The organism is Corynebacterium striatum (genome assembly GCF_016728105.1).
GTDB lineage: Bacteria > Actinomycetota > Actinomycetes > Mycobacteriales > Mycobacteriaceae > Corynebacterium > Corynebacterium striatum.
In genome coordinates this window covers 1,693,309-1,712,605 of sequence record NZ_CP068158.1, presented here as the reverse complement: position 1 = coordinate 1,712,605, position 19,297 = coordinate 1,693,309, and the positions used below count along the sequence as shown (strand labels likewise).

Sequence of the window (19,297 nt, the reverse complement as noted above, 5' to 3'; positions counted from 1 at the left end):
ATCTTTTGGATTGGATTTTACTCGAAAGGACTGGGTTTACTCATACGCCCTGCCACGGCACCACACCACAAGAAACCGCACTGACGACGCCGCCTAAACATACGAGTAACGCCTGGGCCCTGGAAAGGATGGGCCCAGGCGTTACCTGTCTCTCTAAGGGTGCGGAACAAGCCCCCACCCTCTACAGCCAGGCAGTCCCACCCACCTGGCTATAGTCGCCACGCACCCCTACATGCGCAGCGGTTGGATCTATCACCCACCAGTAGATACATCCATGCGAAGCATATCAACGGCGGTTTCAAAGTCAACGTTTACAAAGCCAATCGGACAAAATCCGATAAAGAAATTCGTTAACTAATCCTAACTTAATAAAGATTTAGCGCCATGTGCTGGCACTTTCTAGTCCAATTAACCCGGAAGAAAAATAAATATGAAACGAGTCACTATATATTTGGGCCGATCTTTATCAGATATGGTTGCGTTATAAGCTAAGCGACAAAATAGATAAATGTTTATTATGTTAACTTTCGTCTATTTAACCTAGACCTTTAAAGCAGAAAATGAACGTTTAAGTCTCGTCTTCGCACTTCAATCCCACATTCCAAACGGGAAAGATGTCCAATTTATCCTCACGTTGTCCCCGCGACACATGCAATAAACTTGTCCGCATGCCCGAAGGCCACATTATTCATCACCTTACACAGCGTCTGAACCTTGATTTCCGGGAGGGGCCGCTGCGCGTCACGAGTCCGCAGGGCCGCTTTGCGGCGGAAGCAGCCATGCTCGATGGGACGCAGCTCGATTTCGCCGAAGCGCGCGGCAAGCACCTCTTTATGCACTTTTCCGCCGATGCGCCAGAGCACATCATCTATATTCACCTCGGGTTGATCGGCAGCTTGCGCTTTGAGCCTTTGGACGATGTCTGGGGCCAGATTCGCCTGCGCATCGAAAGCGATGACCTAGCTGCCAATCTGCGCGGGCCGCAGTGGTGCCGGCTCATCACGGATGCTGAATACGACGTCGCCCTCGCCAAGATTGGGCAGGACCCCATCCGCGAGGATGCATCACCGGCCGACCTTTGGCCGCGGGTGCACAGGTCGAGCCGCAGCATCGGCTCCTTACTGATGGATCAGCATCTCTTTGCCGGAGTCGGCAACATCTACCGCGCCGAGGTTTTATTCCGTCAGAACATCTCCCCCTTTATTGCCGGCAATGAACTGGACCGCCACGAATTCGATGTCATCTGGGAGGACCTGGTAGAACTCATGCGCGCCGGCGTGCCCACCGCCCGCATCGACACGGTCCGCCCGGAGCACACGCCTGAAGCCATGGGCCGCGCGCCACGCAAGGATGACCATGGCGGCGAGGTTTATGTCTACCGCCGCGCCGGCATGCCTTGTTATATCTGCGGCGAGCCCATCGCAGAAAAGAAGCTCGAAGGCAGGAACCTGTTCTGGTGCCCTACCTGCCAGAACGCTCCAGCCTAAACAGGGGGGTATTTTGGACGGCATGCGATATTCCTTTTCCGTCGACGCCGTCCGCGCTGCCGAGGAGCGCCTACTTGCTCAGCAGAGCTATCCAGACCAGCTCATGCAATTGGCCGCCCACGCGGTGGCCGATGCCGCCGCAGTAATGCTCGCCGCGCACCCAGGCCGCGTGATGATTCTGGCAGGCAGCGGGGGCAACGGCGGCGACGGCCTTTTCGCCAGCGCTCTCCTCGCCCAGCAGGGACACGCCGTCACAGCCCTCGTACCTGAGACCTGCCACACAGCCGCCCTTGCGGCTTTCGAGGAAGCCGGCGGCGAGGTTCTAAATAGTGGGTCCACTCCTAATTCCACCGCTTCCCTGCCCGATGACACGAGCTTGCTTATCGACGCCGTGGCGGGCCTCGGTTCCGGACGCGGGCTCAGCGGCCAGGCGCTGGAGGTCTACGAGCAGGCAGCAGGCATTCCGGTGCTAGCAGTCGATATGCCCACTGGCATTAATGCAGACACCGGCGTAGCCGCCCGCAAAGGCGCAGTGCATGCTGACGTCACCGTAACTTTCGGTTGGGCACGCATGGGTCATGTGCTTGCGGCCGAGTGCGGCCAGGTGGTGCTGGCGGATTTAACGCTGCCCGGCGCGACGTCGTTTAGCGCGATGCTCGAATCGCTCGCGCAACCGGCCGGGCACATCGCCAACGAGCCCACCCTGGAATCCGCATATGCGTGGCGCCCCGGCAACATCGAGACAGCCCACGGCATCGCCACGCACCCGCGCCCGGTTGGTTGTACCGGACCAATCGTTGACCCCACCCCAGGGATTTCCTCCGATAAGTATTCCGGCGGAGTGGTCACTATTGCCGCCGGAAGCGACACCTATCCCGGAGCTGGCATCTTGGCAGCCACCGCGGCAGTGCGCACCAACCCGGCCATGGTGCGCTTTATCGGAGACCGCTCCATCACCTCGCTCCTGCCGGAACTCGTGGTTCACCCAGATCTTGACTCAGCGGGTCACGCCCAGGCCATCGTCGTGGGCCCAGGACGCGGTACTGACGCTGCGGCCCAAGCGGAGCTCGCGGAGGTACTCGATGGGTTCATCTCGGCCGTCATCGATGCCGATGCGCTGCGACTCCTTGCCCGTCACCCCGAGTTGCGCGCCCGCCTGGGAAGCCTGCCCGTCACGGTTCTCACCCCTCACCTGGGCGAGTTCACCGAGCTTTACGAGGCGACCTTCAACAAGGGCCTCGACCTGTCATCAGGCAAAGCAGCGCCACTGCAGGAGCTCGCCACGGCACTGGGCTGCATCGTGCTGCTCAAGGGAAGAAATACCCTGGTTACCACACCCGGCCAACCCATTTATGCCTACAATGCAGGCCATTCCTATGCCGCTACCCCTGGTTCAGGCGACGTGCTCGCGGGCATCCTCGGCGCAGTCCTCGCACAGATGCATCTCGATGAGCAGCTGCAGGAGAAGGCTGACTTTGATCTGCAGGAAGCGCTAATCACCGAGGTCCTGCATGCCGGGGCCATCCATGCCCATGCGGCAGCCATCGCGGCGCAAACGCCGGAGGGCTATGCCATCTGCTCGGCTTCGCAGATTGCCGCGGCGATCCCGCGGGCCGTCGCCAAGCTTTTGCGTATGGCTCGCTAAAGCCTATTTGCTACGGCGCGCACGGAGCGACGCAGCAGCCCCTTGGCACCGGCAGCCACCGTGCCGCGGCGCAGCCTACGGGTCTCCCACGGCCACGTCATCGCAGCCCAGGCACCTGCCACGGCGCCGATCTCGGCGAGGATGTACCACGGCCACGGCCCCAGCAGGTTGATGATGGAGGGGCTGCCCGGCGCGTGGTTTAAGAATCCATAGTTGCCATCTGTGCGGGCGTTGACCGCCATGACGCTGGCCATCCACACCGGGGTTACTCCCACCGCAAAGCGGTAGCCCTTCCACGTCGGGCGGTAGCCCAAGCCGAAGGTCAACGCCAACGGAATGGCCAGTGCGGTGATGTGGAAGAACCAGTAGGTGGCAAAGCGCAGCCAGCGCGGATCGAAGTAATAAATAACATCTGGGGTGATAATCGCCTGCGGGTTCAAGATGATGCCCCAGTAATAGGTCAGCGTCAGCGCATGCTCATTGCCCGTAATCAGACCGAGCGCCAACACTGGGCGCAGAACATCGCACAGGTGCAGCGGCAGAGATTCACGGATGTCGAATTGCGAAGGGTCCAGGGAGACGATGGTCCATGCCGTACCGAGCACCAGCATCACCCAGCCAGTCATCTGCCGGTAGAAGGTCTCCTTGGTAGTGCCCCGGATGCGCCGTGCAGCCACGATGAATACACCGCATGCGGCAATGGTCACAGAAAGCATCGTGTAATGCACTCCGGTCCATTGCGCCATGCGGGGATAGGTGGTGGGCGTGACGCGCACTCGCGGATTATTTTTCGGCATAACGGGAAAACAGAATACTCCGTTTGCGCCCACTTGCAGGACTTTAGTTACCGGACGCCAACTTTCCGTCCTTGACGGTGACCACAGTGTCCGCAAAATCCAGCAGGCTGCGGTCATGGGTTACAAACATCGTTGCGGTCTGTTGTTCATCGGTGATGTCACGCAGCAGCTTGGCGACGTCGCGCGAGAGCGCAGAATCCAGCGCCGCCGTCGGCTCATCCGCGAGCAGCACCTCGGGATCAGCCATCAAGGCACGCGCGATATTGATGCGCTGGCGCTGACCGCCAGAAAGCTGGGTGATGCGGCGAGCCTCCATCCCAGGCAGGCCTACATACTCAAGCAACTCCCGCGCCTTTTCACGGCGAGGTTTTCGGCCTGCCATATGGTCCACAATGAGCAGCTGATCCAGGGCATTGAGCGAGCTAACCAAGTTGGATTGTTGGAAGATGATGCCGCGCTCACCGCTTACCCGCACGCGACCACTATCAGGCTCGATTAGCCCAGCAGCCACAGAGAGCAAGGTGGACTTGCCGGAGCCGGATTCGCCGACGACGGCCATGAGCTGGCCCGGCTTGATTTCCAGGCTGACATCGTCCAACGCCACCACGCGATCGCGGCCATCGGGAAAGGTGACCGTCACGTTTTCAATTTCTAGCATTAGCCTTGTCCTCCCAACGCATCCAAAGGGTTGATTTTGCTGATTCGGCGAGTGGCCAGGACCGCGCCCAGCATGCCGAGTACCCACATGCCAGCGGCCGGGGCAGCAATCGTGCGCGCCGAGAGCACAAAAGGCACCGTCGATTGCGCGAGCGCGCCCAGGCCCCAGCCCACTGCGGCACCCACACCAACTCCGAGGGCGAGGATGAGTGCGGATTGTGCCAGGGCGTCGCCAAGCAGGTAGCGCGTCCGCGCCCCCAGCGCACGCAGAATCGAAAGATCGCGGGTGCGCTGCATGGTCCAGATGCTCAAGAAAGCCACCATCACGAGCGCCGAAATTGCATACAGGAAGCCCTGCATGGTCAAAAGTGAGCCGCGCTCCGAGTTGTAGGCGGGCAGGCCGCTTAAGGCCTCGCGCATGCTGACGGACGTGGGAAGCCCGGTGGTAACGCTGTTCGCGTGCAGCAGGGCGGTACCCACGACGTCGGAAGGCGCGTGGCTCAACTGCGTCCAGGTCTGCGTGGAAACCCACAGCACCGGTGAGTGGGAATAGTACAGATCCGGCACGGTGCCGCGAACGGCATAGGCCTCATCCCCAATCACCACGGAATTTCCCTGCGTGATCGCTTGCGATGCCACCACTCCCGTGGCCGGCACCTGCTGCTTGGTACCCGGAATAGGCTCGCCCGCCGGCAGGCCCAGCACGGCCACGCCGCCGAAGCCCTCCACCTTGGTCTGCGCGGTGCCCAAAGGCGCGCTGCCAGGCACCACGTCGTCCGCGTAAATCTCTGACTCCGTAAAAGTTGGCTTCTGCGTGCTAAAGCTCGCCTGCTTATATTCATGCCCCAAGGCCTCCAAAGCCGAGGTGTTTTGTTTGCTCAGGCCCTCCGTGAGCCCAGAGAGCATGACCAAAAGCAAGGTAATGAGCGCGACCACGGTCCCAATCAGCGCAAAGCGCCCGCGGGCTGCGCGCAATTCTCTAAGTGCAAGAAACATAGTTTCAAGCATCGCTACCGCGCGCGGATTAGTAATCGGGCCGCTAGTTGAACTTCGAGTCAACCAACTGGTTGATTCCCCATGTCCCGCCTGAGGGTTAGGGTAAAAGGCTGTGAATGACGTGAAACAGCGCTCCCCGCTGACCTTCCATAAGCGCCTTAGACCCTGGCGCGCCGGGCTACACGTGATGTTCGCGTTTTTGTTGTTATTCGGTCTGCTGCGCGCCGGGCTCGATGAGCGACTCGACGCCCGCGCCCTTGGTCTGGCAGTCGCATTGGCCGTGGTCTACGCACTGCGGCGCGTACTCCCCCGCGCCCTGTGGCTGGTAGGGCTGTGCGTGCTGTGGTGCGGGCTCATGGTGCATGCCCAGGACTTCATGTGGCTAGAATTCCCGCTGGTCTTTGCTTTTCTAAGCTCGCTTCCCCGCTGGCCGGGCATCGCCTGCAGCGGATTGTTATGGGCACTGGCGGCCTTCCTGCCCGCCTGGCAGCATCCGGCGGAATGGACCATCGCGGCGGCCATCGGCCCCTTCATCGGCACGACCTTTGCCATCGGCGCCTTCCATGCCGGGCGCATGGTCCAAGCGGAAGCAGCGCACCATGCGGCGGTAGCCCGGCAGCTGCGCGCCACCCAGGCCGAACTTGCCGCGAGCGAGCACCAAGCAGGCCGCCTGGAAGAGCGCGAACGGCTCTCCCGGGAAATCCACGACACCGTGGCCCAGGGCCTTTCCTCCATCGTTCTGCTCTCGCGCGCGGCTCAAAAAGATCCTTCCCCAGAGACACTGGCGCTGATTGAAAAGGTGGCCAGCGAGAACTTAAGCGAGGCCCGCCGCTTCGTCAGCGAGCTAGCCGCCCCTGCCCCATCGCTGGAGGAGGCCCTCCAGCAGGTGGTGGATTCAGCTGCCGCCCAGGCCGCTGCGCTGGGGAAGGACACCGACATCGAGCTGGTTGTTTCCGGCGAAAGCACCGTTCCCGAGGCCCACCGCCAGGACCTGCTGCGCGCCGCACAGGAAGGGCTCAACAACATGCTCAAGCATTCTGGCGCCCGGCGCGCGGTGGTCACTTTAGGCTGTTTTAAAGGCGAGACCACGCTCGACATCGTCGACGACGGAGAAGGCATGGACCCTGCTTCACCTTCGCAGGATGGCTTCGGGCTACGGGGCCTGCGCCAGCGCGTGGAAAGCCACGGCGGTACGCTCACGGTGGAATCTTCCCCGGGCGAGGGAACCGCCCTTGCTATCCGTATACCGCAAAAAGTAGAGGACCAGGATGCTTAACGTCATGCTCATCGATGATCATCCCGTGGTGCGCGCCGGCCTGCGGGCCATTTTGAACGCTTTCCCCGACATCGATGTGGTGCTAGAAGGCGCGGATGGGGCGGACGTCGCCAAGCTTGCAGCTCCCGATGCTCCACATGTTGACGTGGTCATTTGCGATATCCAGATGCCCGGCACCGATGGCATTGCGGCCACTTCCCAGCTCGCCCAGGCTGGCGGCCCGCCGGTGCTCATCCTCACCACCTATGACACCCAATCCGACATCGTTTCCGCCGTGGAGGCAGGCGCCCTGGGCTATCTCCTAAAGGATGCGCCGGAGCAGGCGCTTCACGACGCCGTCCTGGCCACGGCCGCCGGCAAACGCACCCTGGCACCCGAGGTGGCAGCACTTTTGGCCGAGCGCATCACCCGCCCCGAGGTGGCGCTTTCCGGCCGCGAGCTGGAGATCCTAGAAGCCCTGGCCACGGGCAAATCGAATAAGGAGCTTGCCCAGCGCCTGTTTATCTCGGAAGCTACAGTGAAGACGCACTTGATTCACATCTATCAGAAGCTGGGCGTGGATACCCGCACAGCGGCTGTCACCGTGGCCCGGGAAAGGAAGCTCATTTAAGTGTCCGCGCAGGTTTATGATTGCCTCGTTTTAGGCGGCGGCCAAGCAGGGCTGGCCACGGGCTATTACCTGCGCAGAAAGGGCTTGAACTTCGCCATCTTGGATGCGGAATCGCGCCCCGGTGGTGCGTGGCTGCACACCTGGCCCTCGCTGACTTTGTTTAGCACCACGAGCGCCTCCAACCTACCGGGCTGGCCCATGCCTTTTTATGAGGGTTTCCCACCGGCGAGCCATGTAGTGGATTATCTAACTCGCTACGAGGAGCGCTATGAGCTGCCGGTACGACGCCCCTTCATGGTTGAGTCCGTGGAGCACGATGGCGAGTTCTTCCACGTCTACTCGGACACGGAACGTTTGATGGCCCGCACCGTGGTGGCGGCCACGGGTACCTGGCGTGCGCCCTTCATCCCGTACTACCCCGGTAAGTTTGCGGGGACACAATGGCATTCGGCCATTTATCCCGGCGTCGCGGAGTTCAGCGGCTCCCGCGTGGCAGTGGTGGGCGCGGCCAATTCCGGCGCACAGATCGCGGCAGATCTGCTGCTTGAAGACATTTCCACGACCTGGCTAACGAGGGGCGAGCCGCGCTGGATGCCTGACGACGTCGACGGACGCGTGCTCTTCCGGCGCAACCGCGAGCGTCTCAACGCCATCAATCGCGGCGAGCCTGACCCCGGCGCGGATACGAACCTGGGCGATATCGTCATGGTCCCGCCGGTGCTCAAGGCGCGTGATGAAGGGCTCCTGCGCGCCACCCCGATGCCGGATTCCCTCGACGACATCGACGCGGATCACCTGATTTGGGCCACCGGCTTCCGGCCCGCACTTCGCCCCATTTCTCGCCTCCTGGTAGACCGCCAGCCCACCGTGCCGGGGCTCTTCCTCGTGGGATACGGCACGTGGACTGGCCCGGGCTCAGCCACCATCACGGGTGTTAGCCCCTTTGCCAAGCAGGCGGCTACCGATGTCGCGGAGTTCGTGAAAAACCTCAAGCCTTAGCCTTGGTTAGATAGGAGCGTCTCGATAGCGGGATACATGTCCTCCACTATGTCGTCGATGCTCTTCTCCGTCATCAGCGGAACCTCCACGACGTAGCGAGCAATCGCCGTTCCAATGAGAATAGGACCCAAATACGCGATCTTGCCCAGGAGATTACCTTCACTAATCGTACTTTGGGCGAACTCTGTTTCTAAAAGGGCCGTTACGAAGCTGTCCATGATCGATTCACGGAGGATAGCTGATGCATGTGAAGAGCCAATGCCGCCGCGAACCACAGCACGCAAACGCGGACCCATGTCCTCGCTTTCCCACAGGCGCAGATAGTTCGCGATGAATCCTCGATGGTCAGTAGACGCCCCCAACTGAGCCGGAAGCATTTTTAGGTCCGCGATTACCGCATCGAACAAGCCGTCCTTGTTCTTGAAGTAATGCATGACGAGAGCGGGATCGACGTCGGCTTCTTTGGCGACCGCGCGGATGGTGGTGGCTTCGAAGCCCACCTCGCTAAACCTCATGCAGGCGGCTTCCAGAATTTTCTCGCGCGCTTCTAGGGCGCCTGGACGACGTCCAGCTTTCTTGCGCTCTGCCTTTTTATGCTCAGCCCCTGGCTGAGCACCGTCACCGGATTCTTCGACCTTGCCTTTAGCTGCCATGGCTTCAACCTTACTTCCTCGAACCCTCGAAGAATTCATCACGTGTTGACTTTCAACAACTGTTGAAATATCTTATTCAACAAGCGTTGAAAATCAAGCAAAGGAACGACATGAAAGACTGGACCAAGGCAATCGCCGTTGGATTCTTGGCACCTCTCGCAGTGTGCCTCTTCGTACTTGCCTTCTTGTGGCCCATGGCCACGATGACCCCCAAAGACCTCCCACTCGCAGTAGTTGGAACCCAAGAACAAGTGAGCAAGGTTTCTGAAGCCTTTGAGCAGAAGCAACCCAGACTCTTCGAGATAACACCTGTAGAAGACCGCGCAGCCGCGGTATCCCTCATCGAAGAACACGAGGCTTACGGCGCCATCGTGCTGGGCCAAGAACCAGAGGTCCTCACCGCAAGCGCTGCCGGCGCCGCACAAGGCAACATCGTGAAGAACCTCGCGCAACCAGTAGAGGCAATGGCAAACCAGCAAGCTCAGGCGATGGCTGCCGCGAAGGGCATCCCGGCTGACGCACTCCCTAACGTCACCGTCAAGACCACCGACGTTGTGCCCACCAGCAGCGAAGACCCGCAGGGCCTCGCCATGAATATGGCTATTATCCCCGTTGCCATCGGCGGCATGCTCGGTGCAGCGATTCCTTCCTTCCTCCTGAAGCGAAACTCGCAGCGTCTCCTCGCCCTAGCAATCTTTGCCCCCATTGCCGGACTGCTCACCACCGCAGTAATCGGCGGAGTATTCGGATTACTGCCAGATAGTTTCTGGGCATCGACCGGCGTATTCACACTAGGCATCGCCGCAGTCTCCAGCTTCATCCTAGGCCTAAGGGCGCTGCTTGGCGCCCCCGGCTTTGGTCTCGGCGCACTGACCATCATGCTGGTGGGCAACCCACTGGCCGGTACCATGGCCCCCAAGGAATTCGTGTCCGGCAGCTGGGGATACTTCGGCCAGTTCCTGCCTAACGGCGCCACAGCTACGCTGCTGCGCCTGGTTAACTACTTCCCTGCAGCAAGTATCGCCACCCAGGTATGGACTCTGCTCGCATGGGTAGCCTTCGGACTAGTCCTTCTCGGCAGTGGAATTGTGCGAGAGTCGCGCTCCGCAAAGAAGGCCGCGTAGAAAACTCAGAGCAGAAGATTAAGCAACAAACCCCGTGACTAGCGCGCAGCCCAAAACGGTTAGCGCGGTCGCTGCAATGAATCCCATACGGTGTAGGACTTTGGACTGCAGCTCTTTGCTTATCCGGGCCAAAAAGAATGCGCCCACGGCGGTGCCCAAGGTGTTGAACACAAGGTCATCAACGTCGCTGAAGCCGAGGGCGAAGAGGTACTGGAGGGTTTCGATGCTCAAGCTCAGCGCCAAGCCGGCCAGGATGGTTCCGCCGAGGCCAAAGCGCACGCGGCGCAGATTCTGGCCCATCACGATAAGGCTTGCGCCGAGTGGCATAAACAACAAGAAATTGCCGATGGTGTTGGTCCAAGGCCCGTACCAGATGGTCGGATGATCAAAACCGTTGAACATTTGCAGATCTAAGCTTCGCACCGCATGCGCGGAGGCATTGACCACGCCGGGGATCTCAATGAAGGATTTACCCAACGTCGCCACACCAACAACGAGCAGCACGAGCGCCGTGACTAGAAGTGAGTCACGGCGCAGCGTTTGGTGGCGGCGCGGGGCCGCCGGAATACGGCTGCGCGAATGAGTGGTTTGTTCGGTAACGAGCATGTCCGAGAATCTAACAACAAAAGCTGTACTTTTGCCGTGTACTTCGCTGGCAAAACACTGATTCATAATGGGCGTACCATCGTGGGCATGAGCACACTCAAAGTCACGCGAAACGAAGACGGTTCCATCTCTCACGCTTTCGAGGATGAGCCGATTCTGGCCGAGGGCGACGTACTGGTTAACGTTTCCCATTCTTCGTTGAACTACAAGGATGCAATGGCACTCGACGGTAACAAGGGCGTCATGCGCATCAACCCGCTGGTGCCGGGCATCGACGTCGTGGGCACCGTTGCGGAGTCAAACGATGAACGTCTACCTGAGGGCGCCCTGGTGGCCGCTTTCGGCGACGGCTTGGGAGAATTCCGCCACGGCGGCTACACCACTAAGCAGCGCGTGAATGCCAACGCCACCCTCGTGGTTCCGGAGCGCTTCACCGCTGCCGACGCCGCAGCAATCGGCACCGCGGGCTACACCGCCGCCATCTGCGTCAACCAGCTGCTCACCCACGGCACGCGCGAGGGCCATGTGCTGGTCACTGGCGCCACGGGCGGCGTGGGCTCCATCGCCGTCCAATTGCTCAAGTCCCTGGGCTTCGAGGTCACCGCCGTTACCGGCCGCGTTGATAGCGAAAGCGAGTACTTGCAGGCCCTGGGCGCAGACCACATCATTGATCGCTCCGAGCTCTCGGAGACCGGCCGTCCGCTGCAGAAGGCGCTTTACGACGGCGCGGTAGACACCGCTGGCTCCACCGTCTTGGCCAACGTCTTGGCGCAGGTCAAGTGGGGCGGCGTCGTGGCAGCAACCGGCATGGCCGCTGGTCCTGACCTCCCGGCTTCGGTACTGCCATTCATCCTGCGCGGCATCGTCCTGGCAGGCGGCAACTCCGTCGACGCACCGCTCAAGGTCCGCGAGGACGCCTGGAAGCTGCTGGACGAACACCTTGATCTTGAGATGCTGCATTCTATTTCCAACACCATCGCGCTCGACGATATCGCAGACGCCGCCAAGGAGCTGCTCGCCGGCACCCACCATGGCCGCACGATCGTAGAAATCTAGACAAACTATTTAGCAGCGCTGGGAACAATTAATTTTCCCAGCGCTGTTACTATTTTCCTATGCGTTCCCGTCTCTCTATCTCTGCTGCCGCGCTGGTTGGCACCCTCGCCGCCGGCCTCGTCACGCCCGTTGCCCAGGCTGGCATCACCATCGACCCTAACGCTGTGCCCGGGCGTACTCAGGTCACGCTGCGCTACAGCAATGGCACAGTGGTCTCTACTGCTAATTCCCACGAATCTCGCCCGGCGCTTTCCTTGGTCAAGCTCTACTTGGCCTATTGGGTGCTGCAGCACGGCGCTCCGGCGGATAAAGCCCGCGTGGAGAACATGATTCGTTTCAGCGAGGACGGCACGGCCACAGACTTGGACCGCCGCTACCCGCAGGCAATCCCTGAGGTCATCGGCCAGTTTGGCCTGCATGAGACCCACTACCCAGGATTCTGGGGCAACACCACTACCTCTACTGAGGACCTTGCGCGCTTTACCTCCGCGATTGTGGGCGACCCACTAGCCACGCCAATTATCAATGGTATGCGCACCGCTTCCCCCGTTGCCGCTGACGGCTATAAGCAAGACTTTGGCACCTCACGCGTGCCGGGTGTTGTGGGCACGAAGTTCGGCTGGGACGATAACCGCAACGTCCATGCCACCGCCTCCTTTGGCAATGGCTTTACCATCGCGGCGAATACTTATGGCGCAGCCTCCCAGCTCACCAGCGACATCTTGGGTGCCGTTCGCATCACCGCTGACGGCATCCGCAATTCGGGCCGCCAGCCTTCCCCGCTGGAGCAGCAAATCCTTAACTTCGTGCCGGTGCAGTTCCACGACCCAGCCCGCCAGGCAATCCGCGGTGCCGAAGATTCAGTGGCTAACGCCCAGCTGGGGCTCTAGCTAACCTGTGACATCCGCCGCACGACAAAAGCCCGAGCCTCTCCTAGATTGAGGAGAGCTCGGGCCTTTCGCTTGTGCGCTTTAGACGTGCAGGTCGCGGCCCTGAATGCCCTTTGGCACCATGAGAACGCCGATGAGAGAGATGGCGGAGATGACAATCGCATAGGTAGCGATAGCCATGGAGGTCTTGTATTCAGTGAAGAGCATCTCCGCGATCATCGGGGCGAAAGCACCACCGATGATGGAGCCAAACGCGTAGCCGATTGAAACACCCGAGAGGCGTACCTTCACTGGGAACATCTCCGCGTAGAGCGCGGACTGGGGACCATAGGTGGCACCCAGCATGGTCGCCAGGATGAGAACCGCACCACCGAAGAAGGCAAGATTGCCGGAGTCAACAGCCATCCAGGACGGAATGGACCACGCAGCCAACGCAATGTAGCCCACGATGAAGGTGCGCTTGCGGCCCACCTTGTCCGACAGGTGGCCGAAGTAGAGGGTGCCAGCGAACCAGCCGATGGATGCAACGAGCGCGACTAACAGGGCGTCGGTGCGCTCGTAACCCACTACCTTGGTGCCATAAGAGGTGAAGTAGGCGATGACAAAGTAGCCCACAGCGTTGTTAGCGGCGAAGATGAGCGCGCACTTAATGACGGTGCCAGTATGGCTCTTGAACAGGACCGCCAAGGGGGCAGATTCCTTCTTCTGAAGATCCTGCAGCTCAGCGAATGCTGGAGACTCTTCCACCGCGCGGCGGATGAAGTAGCCCAGAAGAATCAGGACAACGGAGGACAGGAAGGGGATACGCCAGCCCCATGCGAGGAACTGCTCCTGCGACAGGCCTGCGGAGAGAACCAGCATGAAGATGGTGGCCAGGAACATGCCGAGCGGAACGCCCACCTGCGGGAAGGCGCCGAAGAGGCCACGACGGCCACGCGGAGCATGCTCCACGGCGAGCATTGCCGCGCCGCCCCACTCACCACCGGCGGACAGTCCCTGCAGGATGCGGAGCACGACCAACAGAATCGGTGCCGCGATGCCAATCGCCGAGTAGTTCGGCAGGAGACCCATGAGCATCGTGGCCAAGCCCATGCCCACCAGGGTGACGACGAGGACTGGCTTGCGGCCCAAGCGGTCACCCAAGTGACCTGCAATGATCGCACCCAGCGGGCGGAACAGGAACGAAATACCCAAGGAAGCCCAGGAGATGATCTGCGCTAGTGACGCATTCTCATTGGAAACTGGGTCAAAGTACTGCGTGGCGAAGATGAGGCCCGCAGCTTGGGCATAAATAAAGAAGTCAAACCACTCGATGGTGGTTCCGACCATGGAGCCCGCGAGCACGCGCTTGTGCTCGGAGGTGATTCCAGTTTCCGGTTGGTTACGGTCAATAACAGGTGCAGACATAGGGTTTCTTCTCTCTATGGGTGCAGAAGCAGTTGGACGGGGGGATTTACATATCGCGATGGTCGATAATGCGCTTGGCCTTGCCTTCGCCACAGTCAACGTGGTCTACAACGTCAACGCCGACAGTGATACCGATGCGGTTCTTGATTTGCTTCTTCAGCCAATCACCGGATGCCTCGATATCGGACTTCGAGAGGTCGGGAGCGTGCTCGACAAGGAGCATGAGGTGGTCCATGCGGCCCTTCTTGGACAGGACGCACTGGTAGCGCGGACGCAGGTTCTTATCCTCAGTAATGATTTCCTCGAACTGGGATGGGAAGCAGTTCACGCCACGCAGAATGATCATGTCGTCGTTACGAGCCGAGATGCGGTCGATACGGCGCATGGAGCGAGCCGTACCTGGCAGGAGGCGAGTGATGTCATGTGTACGGTAACGGATGATCGGGAATGCCTCCTTGGTCAAGGAAGAAATCACGAGCTCGCCGTATTCTCCATCAGGCACCGGCTGCAGGGTTTCTGGGTCGATGATCTCTGGGTAGAAGTGATCCTCCCAGACGGTCAGACCGTCCTTGGTCTCCACGCATTCTTGCGCAACACCAGGACCCATGACCTCAGAGAGGCCATAAATATCGGTGGCCGTGATGCCGAAGCCTTCCTCGAGCTCGCGACGCATGCCCTCAGTCCAGGGCTCGGCGCCGAAGACGCCAGCTCGGAGAGAGGTTTCGCGCGGGTCGATGCCTTCTTTACGCATGCGGTCCAGCAGGTTGAGCACGTAGGACGGAGTACCCAGAATCGCGTCTGGCTCGAAGTCCTGCATGATCTGAATCTGACGCTCGGTTTGACCGCCAGAGGTCGGGATTGCGGTTGCGCCCAGCTGCTCGACGCCGTAGTGGGCACCAAGTCCGCCGGTGAATAGGCCGTAGCCGAAGGTGATCTGCACCTTGTCGCTAGGGCGGATGCCACCGGCACGCAGGGAACGAGCCACAAGCTCAGCCCAAATCTTCACATCGTTTTGGGTATAGCCCACCACGGTCGGTCGGCCGGTGGTGCCGGATGACGCGTGGATGCGGGAGATTTGGCTCTGGTTTACGGCAAACATTCCGAACGGGTACTCGGAGCGCAGCGTTTCCTTGTCCGTGAATGGGAACTTGGCAAAGTCTGCCAGCTCCTTGAAATCATCTGGGTGGACGCCCATTTCATCAAACGCACGGCGGTAATGAGGCACGTTGTAGTACGCATGGCGCAACTCATTCTTGGCTCGCTGGGTTTGCAAGGCGATGATTTCGTCGCGGGAAGCATACTCGATGCCCATCTGCGGGCCGTGGTGATCAGAAAAGATGTCAAACGTTGCGGTCACGTTGTTGCCTTTCGACTCGGGAGAATTAAGGTCCACACCCGCATTCCCTCGAAAGCACTGCTCGGGATTTTTAGCCTGGATTACGTGAGCCGGTGGTAACCGGCGGATATTGACTTACCGATCGGTCAGGTAAATCATGTGACGTACAATACAAGGCAATCACGTGAGCCACAACACAATTGTGAAAGTTTTTTGATCTAGCCCACAGTCAGGGGACAAACCCCCAGCTCAATCACTTAATTTTTGACAGCAAAAGCTCCCACGCGGAAGTTACCCCCATGCACCTCAACAACGCCGCTGGCAATCACTTGGCCCGCAAGCCACCAAACAGCAGCTCTGCCACCGAATTCGCGACTTCCTCCGCGCCGAGTTTACCCTTTGGGTCGTACCACTCGGCCACCGAGTTAACCATGCCGAAGACCATGCGCGTGAGCACCGCGGCGTCGAGATCCGCGCGTATTTCCCCTGCTTCCTGTGCATCCCGCACCAGCGGCACCACGGAGCGAGTGAGCTTACGACGCCGCTCCAGTGCGCGTTCCTCCACATCCGAATTGCCACGCAGTCGCAGCAACAAGGCAACCGACTTAGGGTCGGTGCACAACACCTCAATCGAACCGCGAATCAGGCTCCACACCCGCTCCCCCGGCCCCAGGTCGGACTCAGCAACCTCCGCCACCACAGCTTCCAGGTTGCTGAGCGCATGCGCGACAGTCAGCTCGAGAATCTCTTCCTTCGAAGAAATGTGATGGTAGAGCGCCGACTTCGTAATCCCCAGCTCTTTGGCCACGTGCCCCATTGATGTCGCGTCATAACCGCGCGAGTTAAACGCGCGCACCGCCGCGTTAATCACATCATCACGGGAATACCCCGGGCGTCCACGCTGGGCGCCAGCATTCACATCAGTCACGCAAACCATTCAAGCAGAAGCCGGAAAAAATGGTTAGACTCTGCAATCACCACACCCCATTGCTTTAGATATCACTGCTCCTCACTCGACCAGGAGGAGCGACAATGCACCAAATCTTGCGCCCAGGAGTGGCGGAATCGCCAGAGTTTTCCCACGTCCGCGCCATGTTTGAAGGAGACAACGCCACCGCCCACATCGGGGCGGAGATCACCAAGTTAGAACTAGGCCATTGCGAAGGCCAGTTCATCGTACGTCCGGAAATGTGCAACGGCCACGGCACCGCCCAGGGCGGGTTTCTCTACACCTTTGCCGACTCGCTTTTCGCCGGCGCATGTAACTCCCCCGGCGAAGTAGCGGTCGCCGCACACAACTCCATTCACTACATCGCGCCCGCTTTTAAAGGCGACGTCGTCAAGGGCGTCGCAATCACCCGGCAGTCCTGGGGCCGCAACGGAATCGTCGACGTCGAGCTCAGCGTAGAAGGCAAACCCATCGCCGAGTTCCGTGGCACCTTCCGCGTCATTCCCGCCAAAAAGTAGACCCACATCACAAGAAATGTTGACGTAAGTCACAGATCTCCCATATACTGACCAACCATTCAGTAAGTAACCACCTGATTCCCACCTTGGATAGAAGGGTTTGCCCCCATGACGACTACTGATTCCACATCTGGATCCTTATCCGACGCCTCGTTGAGCGCAGTCCCCACTGCCTCAACAGCCGAGGAAGAGGCACGTTTCAACGCTCTCATCGCGGAAGACTCCCGCATCGAGCCCACCGACTGGATGCCGGCTGCCTACCGCAAGACGCTCACCCGTCAGGTATCCCAGCACGCGCACTCCGAGATCATCGGTATGCAGCCAGAAGCCAACTGGATCACCCGCGCGCCTTCGCTCAAGCGCAAGGCCATCCTCATGGCCAAGGTGCAGGACGAGGCAGGCCACGGCCTGTACCTCTACTCCGCCGCCGAGACTCTGGGCACCCCGCGTGACGAGCTCGTCCAGCAGTTGCTCGACGGCACCGCCAAGTACTCCTCCATCTTCAACTACCCGGCGCGCACGTGGGCCGACATCGGAGCCATCGGCTGGTTGGTGGATGGCGCTGCCATCTGCAACCAGGTTCCGCTCTGCCGCGCCTCCTACGCTCCGTACGGCCGAGCCATGGTGCGCATCTGTAAGGAAGAGTCCTTCCACCAGCGCCAAGGCTGGGAGATCCTCTACGAGCTGTCCCACGGAACCCCCGAGCAGAAGCAGATGGCCCAGGAGGCCATCAACCGTTTCTACGGCCCGGCACTACAGATGTTCGGCCCGCCGGATGATGACTCCCCCAACTCCAAGCAGTCCATGGAGTGGAAGATCAAGCGTTTCTCCAACGATGAGCTGCGCCAGCGCTTCGTCGACATGATCGTTCCGCAGGCTGAGGCCCTGGGCCTGCACTTCGAGGACCCGGATCTCAAGTGGAACGAGGAGCGCGGCCACTATGACTTCGGCGAGCTCGACTGGTCCGAATTCAAGGCCGTCATCAAGGGCGAGGGTCCCTGCAACGTGCAGAGGATGCAGCGACGTCGCCAAGCGCATGCCGACGGCGCCTGGGTCCGTGAGGCTGCCGCAGCCTACGCCGAGAAGCACCACTCGGCTGATACCTCGCTCATCGCTTAACGCCTAAGCACACTGCCCAACCTGCTTCGAGACCATAAGGAAGGTTCCATGTCCAGCTCTAACTGGCCCATGTGGGAGGTCTTTGTACGTTCCTCCCGCGGCCTCTCTCACGTCCATGCCGGCTCGCTCCACGCACCGGATGCCACAATGGCCCTGCGCAATGCTCGTGACCTCTACACCCGCCGCAACGAAGGCACCTCCGTCTGGGTTGTGCCCAGCGAGGCTATTGCCTCCTCCGACCCTGACTCCAAGGGCGGATTCTTCGAATCCCCGCAGGGCAAGAGCTACCGCCACGCCACCTACTACGACAAGTCAGAAGGAGTGCCGCACCTGTGACTGGATTTGCAGCCGCCGATTCTGCGACCAAGCAATCGCAGGGCAACGGCATCACCGCAGAAGATATCGCCGCCTCCGGCGCAGTCGCCCCCGAGGACACCGCACGCTATGCCCTCATGTTGGGCGATGACGCCCTCATCTTGGCCCAGCGCCTGGGCTGGTGGATTTCGCGCGCACCAGAGATGGAGGAGGACATTGCCCTGGGCAACATCGCCCTCGATCTCATTGGGCATGCCCGCTTCCTGCTGACCTATGCCGGTACCGCCTGGGGCAAGACCGAGGATGACTTGGCTTACTTCCGCAATGAGGAGGAGTTCCGCTCCGCCCGCCTGGTCGAGCAGGAAAACGGCGACTTCGGCTACACCATCGCCCGCCAGCTGCTCTTTTCCTATTACCAGCACGGGCTCTACACCGCCCTGTTGGAGTCCACGGATGAAACCCTGGCAGCTATCGCGGCCAAGGCCATCAAGGAGGTTGAGTACCACGTCGACCACGCCAACCAGTGGATTCTGCGCCTGGGCCTCGGTACCGAGGAATCCCACCGCCGTATCACGGAGGGCTTGATGTACATGTGGCCTTACCTTGACGAGCTCTTCGAGGATCTCCCGCTGCACGAGAAGCTGGCAGCAGAAGGCATCGCTGTTCTGCCTTCGAGCCTGCGCGCGCAGTTCGATGAGCGCATCGCCTATGTCCTCGACAAGGCAGGTCTGGCCATCCCGGACGTCAAGCAGGCTCGCTCCGGGCAGCGCACCGGGCGCTTTTCCGAGCACCGCGGTTTCATCCTCGCGGAGATGCAGTCCTTGGCGCGCCAACACCCCGGCGCGACCTGGTAAAGA

Annotated in this window: 20 protein-coding genes; 12 read left to right on the top strand and 8 right to left on the bottom strand. The window is 60.4% G+C overall.

The features are described from left to right. Window positions 1–668: 668 nt before the first annotated feature. Window positions 669–1,487 (top strand): Fpg/Nei family DNA glycosylase, encoded by an 819-nt coding sequence (locus I6I72_RS08110; RefSeq protein ID WP_049146728.1) that lies wholly within the window; start codon window positions 669–671, stop codon window positions 1,485–1,487. A 22-nt stretch (window positions 1,488–1,509) separates the two neighbouring features. Next, on the top strand, window positions 1,510–3,132 hold the full coding sequence (locus tag I6I72_RS08105; protein WP_049146754.1) for a bifunctional ADP-dependent NAD(P)H-hydrate dehydratase/NAD(P)H-hydrate epimerase: 1,623 nt from the start codon (window positions 1,510–1,512) through the stop codon (window positions 3,130–3,132). Here the strand turns inward: I6I72_RS08105 and I6I72_RS08100 are convergent. The 3 genes from I6I72_RS08100 to I6I72_RS08090 form a co-directional block, all read right to left on the bottom strand. Next, window positions 3,129–3,908 carry a YwaF family protein gene (locus tag I6I72_RS08100; RefSeq protein WP_236592605.1) on the bottom strand — a complete coding sequence of 260 codons (780 nt, stop codon included), beginning with the start codon at window positions 3,906–3,908 and terminating at the stop codon, window positions 3,129–3,131. The two genes, I6I72_RS08105 and I6I72_RS08100, sit on opposite strands and share 4 nt — an antisense overlap. Before the next feature lie 64 nt (window positions 3,909–3,972). After that, entirely contained in the window at window positions 3,973–4,587 is a 615-nt protein-coding gene (locus I6I72_RS08095; protein WP_049146727.1) for an ABC transporter ATP-binding protein, read from the bottom strand. Further along, window positions 4,587–5,582, bottom strand: coding sequence for an ABC transporter permease (locus tag I6I72_RS08090; RefSeq protein ID WP_201806691.1), 996 nt, complete (start codon window positions 5,580–5,582; stop codon window positions 4,587–4,589). Before I6I72_RS08090 ends, I6I72_RS08095 begins: the two co-directional genes overlap by 1 nt. 121 nt (window positions 5,583–5,703) lie before the next feature. Here I6I72_RS08090 and I6I72_RS08085 point away from each other — a divergent pair, with 121 nt between their 5' ends. From I6I72_RS08085 to I6I72_RS08075, 3 genes are read left to right on the top strand one after another with little or no spacing between them, the layout of a single operon-like run. Further along, window positions 5,704–6,858: a sensor histidine kinase gene (locus tag I6I72_RS08085; RefSeq protein ID WP_236592697.1), complete on the top strand. Its 1,155-nt coding sequence runs from the start codon at window positions 5,704–5,706 to the stop codon at window positions 6,856–6,858. Next, window positions 6,851–7,468 carry a response regulator gene (locus I6I72_RS08080; protein ID WP_049146724.1) on the top strand — a complete coding sequence of 206 codons (618 nt, stop codon included), beginning with the start codon at window positions 6,851–6,853 and terminating at the stop codon, window positions 7,466–7,468. Before I6I72_RS08085 ends, I6I72_RS08080 begins: the two co-directional genes overlap by 8 nt. Then, window positions 7,469–8,467 (top strand): NAD(P)-binding domain-containing protein, encoded by a 999-nt coding sequence (locus I6I72_RS08075; protein ID WP_049146722.1) that lies wholly within the window; start codon window positions 7,469–7,471, stop codon window positions 8,465–8,467. On the opposite strand, the gene I6I72_RS08070 is transcribed toward I6I72_RS08075, so the two are convergent. After that, a complete protein-coding gene (locus tag I6I72_RS08070) occupies window positions 8,464–9,120 on the bottom strand; it encodes a TetR/AcrR family transcriptional regulator (RefSeq protein ID WP_201806689.1) in 657 nt (218 codons plus the stop codon). The two genes, I6I72_RS08075 and I6I72_RS08070, sit on opposite strands and share 4 nt — an antisense overlap. Window positions 9,121–9,230: 110 nt before the next feature. Here I6I72_RS08070 and I6I72_RS08065 point away from each other — a divergent pair, with 110 nt between their 5' ends. Continuing rightward, window positions 9,231–10,244: an ABC transporter permease gene (locus I6I72_RS08065; RefSeq protein ID WP_070498534.1), complete on the top strand. Its 1,014-nt coding sequence runs from the start codon at window positions 9,231–9,233 to the stop codon at window positions 10,242–10,244. Window positions 10,245–10,262: 18 nt separating this feature from the next. On the opposite strand, the gene I6I72_RS08060 is transcribed toward I6I72_RS08065, so the two are convergent. Further along, window positions 10,263–10,850 carry a VanZ family protein gene (locus I6I72_RS08060; RefSeq protein ID WP_049146716.1) on the bottom strand — a complete coding sequence of 196 codons (588 nt, stop codon included), beginning with the start codon at window positions 10,848–10,850 and terminating at the stop codon, window positions 10,263–10,265. Window positions 10,851–10,937: 87 nt separating this feature from the next. Between I6I72_RS08060 and I6I72_RS08055 the strand changes: the two genes are divergently transcribed. Both I6I72_RS08055 and I6I72_RS08050 read left to right on the top strand, forming a co-directional pair. Beyond that, window positions 10,938–11,906, top strand: a complete 969-nt coding sequence (locus I6I72_RS08055) for an acrylyl-CoA reductase family protein (protein WP_049146748.1) — start codon at window positions 10,938–10,940, stop codon at window positions 11,904–11,906. A gap of 59 nt (window positions 11,907–11,965) precedes the next feature. Further along, entirely contained in the window at window positions 11,966–12,796 is an 831-nt protein-coding gene (locus I6I72_RS08050) for a hypothetical protein (RefSeq protein ID WP_201806686.1), read from the top strand. Between the two features lie 81 nt (window positions 12,797–12,877). On the opposite strand, the gene I6I72_RS08045 is transcribed toward I6I72_RS08050, so the two are convergent. The 3 genes from I6I72_RS08045 to I6I72_RS08035 all read right to left on the bottom strand — a co-directional run bounded on the left by I6I72_RS08045 (window position 12,878) and on the right by I6I72_RS08035 (window position 16,476). Next, window positions 12,878–14,203, bottom strand: coding sequence for an MFS transporter (locus I6I72_RS08045; RefSeq protein ID WP_201806681.1), 1,326 nt, complete (start codon window positions 14,201–14,203; stop codon window positions 12,878–12,880). Window positions 14,204–14,249: 46 nt separating this feature from the next. Continuing rightward, the gene (locus I6I72_RS08040; RefSeq protein WP_168926509.1) at window positions 14,250–15,515 is read right to left on the bottom strand and encodes an AMP-binding protein; all 1,266 of its coding nucleotides are present in this window, start codon (window positions 15,513–15,515) and stop codon (window positions 14,250–14,252) included. Window positions 15,516–15,864: 349 nt separating this feature from the next. Next, window positions 15,865–16,476 (bottom strand): TetR/AcrR family transcriptional regulator, encoded by a 612-nt coding sequence (locus I6I72_RS08035; RefSeq protein ID WP_046646707.1) that lies wholly within the window; start codon window positions 16,474–16,476, stop codon window positions 15,865–15,867. A 95-nt stretch (window positions 16,477–16,571) separates the two neighbouring features. Here I6I72_RS08035 and paaI point away from each other — a divergent pair, with 95 nt between their 5' ends. The 4 genes from paaI (at window position 16,572) to paaC (ending at window position 19,294) form a co-directional block, all read left to right on the top strand. Then, window positions 16,572–17,006 (top strand): hydroxyphenylacetyl-CoA thioesterase PaaI, encoded by a 435-nt coding sequence (paaI, locus tag I6I72_RS08030; RefSeq protein ID WP_046646705.1) that lies wholly within the window; start codon window positions 16,572–16,574, stop codon window positions 17,004–17,006. Between the two features lie 108 nt (window positions 17,007–17,114). Beyond that, complete coding sequence (paaA, locus tag I6I72_RS08025) at window positions 17,115–18,125, top strand: 1,2-phenylacetyl-CoA epoxidase subunit PaaA (RefSeq protein WP_236592604.1); 1,011 nt, start codon at window positions 17,115–17,117, stop codon at window positions 18,123–18,125. A gap of 48 nt (window positions 18,126–18,173) precedes the next feature. Continuing rightward, on the top strand, window positions 18,174–18,461 hold the full coding sequence (paaB, locus tag I6I72_RS08020) for a 1,2-phenylacetyl-CoA epoxidase subunit PaaB (protein ID WP_039672784.1): 288 nt from the start codon (window positions 18,174–18,176) through the stop codon (window positions 18,459–18,461). Beyond that, window positions 18,458–19,294: a 1,2-phenylacetyl-CoA epoxidase subunit PaaC gene (gene paaC, locus I6I72_RS08015; protein ID WP_049152073.1), complete on the top strand. Its 837-nt coding sequence runs from the start codon at window positions 18,458–18,460 to the stop codon at window positions 19,292–19,294. The genes paaB and paaC overlap by 4 nt, the downstream gene beginning before the upstream one ends. Window positions 19,295–19,297 lie beyond the last annotated feature (3 nt).

Coding starts and splice junctions, on each gene's coding strand:
- I6I72_RS08110 (WP_049146728.1), top strand. CDS start 669: ATGCCCGAAGGCCACATTATTCATCACCTTACACAGCGTCTGAACCTT.
- I6I72_RS08105 (WP_049146754.1), top strand. CDS start 1,510: ATGCGATATTCCTTTTCCGTCGACGCCGTCCGCGCTGCCGAGGAGCGC.
- I6I72_RS08095 (WP_049146727.1), bottom strand. CDS start 4,587: ATGCTAGAAATTGAAAACGTGACGGTCACCTTTCCCGATGGCCGCGAT.
- I6I72_RS08090 (WP_201806691.1), bottom strand. CDS start 5,582: ATGTTTCTTGCACTTAGAGAATTGCGCGCAGCCCGCGGGCGCTTTGCG.
- I6I72_RS08080 (WP_049146724.1), top strand. CDS start 6,851: ATGCTTAACGTCATGCTCATCGATGATCATCCCGTGGTGCGCGCCGGC.
- I6I72_RS08070 (WP_201806689.1), bottom strand. CDS start 9,120: ATGGCAGCTAAAGGCAAGGTCGAAGAATCCGGTGACGGTGCTCAGCCA.
- I6I72_RS08065 (WP_070498534.1), top strand. CDS start 9,231: ATGAAAGACTGGACCAAGGCAATCGCCGTTGGATTCTTGGCACCTCTC.
- I6I72_RS08060 (WP_049146716.1), bottom strand. CDS start 10,850: ATGCTCGTTACCGAACAAACCACTCATTCGCGCAGCCGTATTCCGGCG.
- I6I72_RS08055 (WP_049146748.1), top strand. CDS start 10,938: ATGAGCACACTCAAAGTCACGCGAAACGAAGACGGTTCCATCTCTCAC.
- I6I72_RS08050 (WP_201806686.1), top strand. CDS start 11,966: ATGCGTTCCCGTCTCTCTATCTCTGCTGCCGCGCTGGTTGGCACCCTC.
- I6I72_RS08045 (WP_201806681.1), bottom strand. CDS start 14,203: ATGTCTGCACCTGTTATTGACCGTAACCAACCGGAAACTGGAATCACC.
- I6I72_RS08040 (WP_168926509.1), bottom strand. CDS start 15,515: ATGGGCATCGAGTATGCTTCCCGCGACGAAATCATCGCCTTGCAAACC.
- I6I72_RS08035 (WP_046646707.1), bottom strand. CDS start 16,476: ATGGTTTGCGTGACTGATGTGAATGCTGGCGCCCAGCGTGGACGCCCG.
- paaI (WP_046646705.1), top strand. CDS start 16,572: ATGCACCAAATCTTGCGCCCAGGAGTGGCGGAATCGCCAGAGTTTTCC.
- paaA (WP_236592604.1), top strand. CDS start 17,115: ATGACGACTACTGATTCCACATCTGGATCCTTATCCGACGCCTCGTTG.
- paaB (WP_039672784.1), top strand. CDS start 18,174: ATGTCCAGCTCTAACTGGCCCATGTGGGAGGTCTTTGTACGTTCCTCC.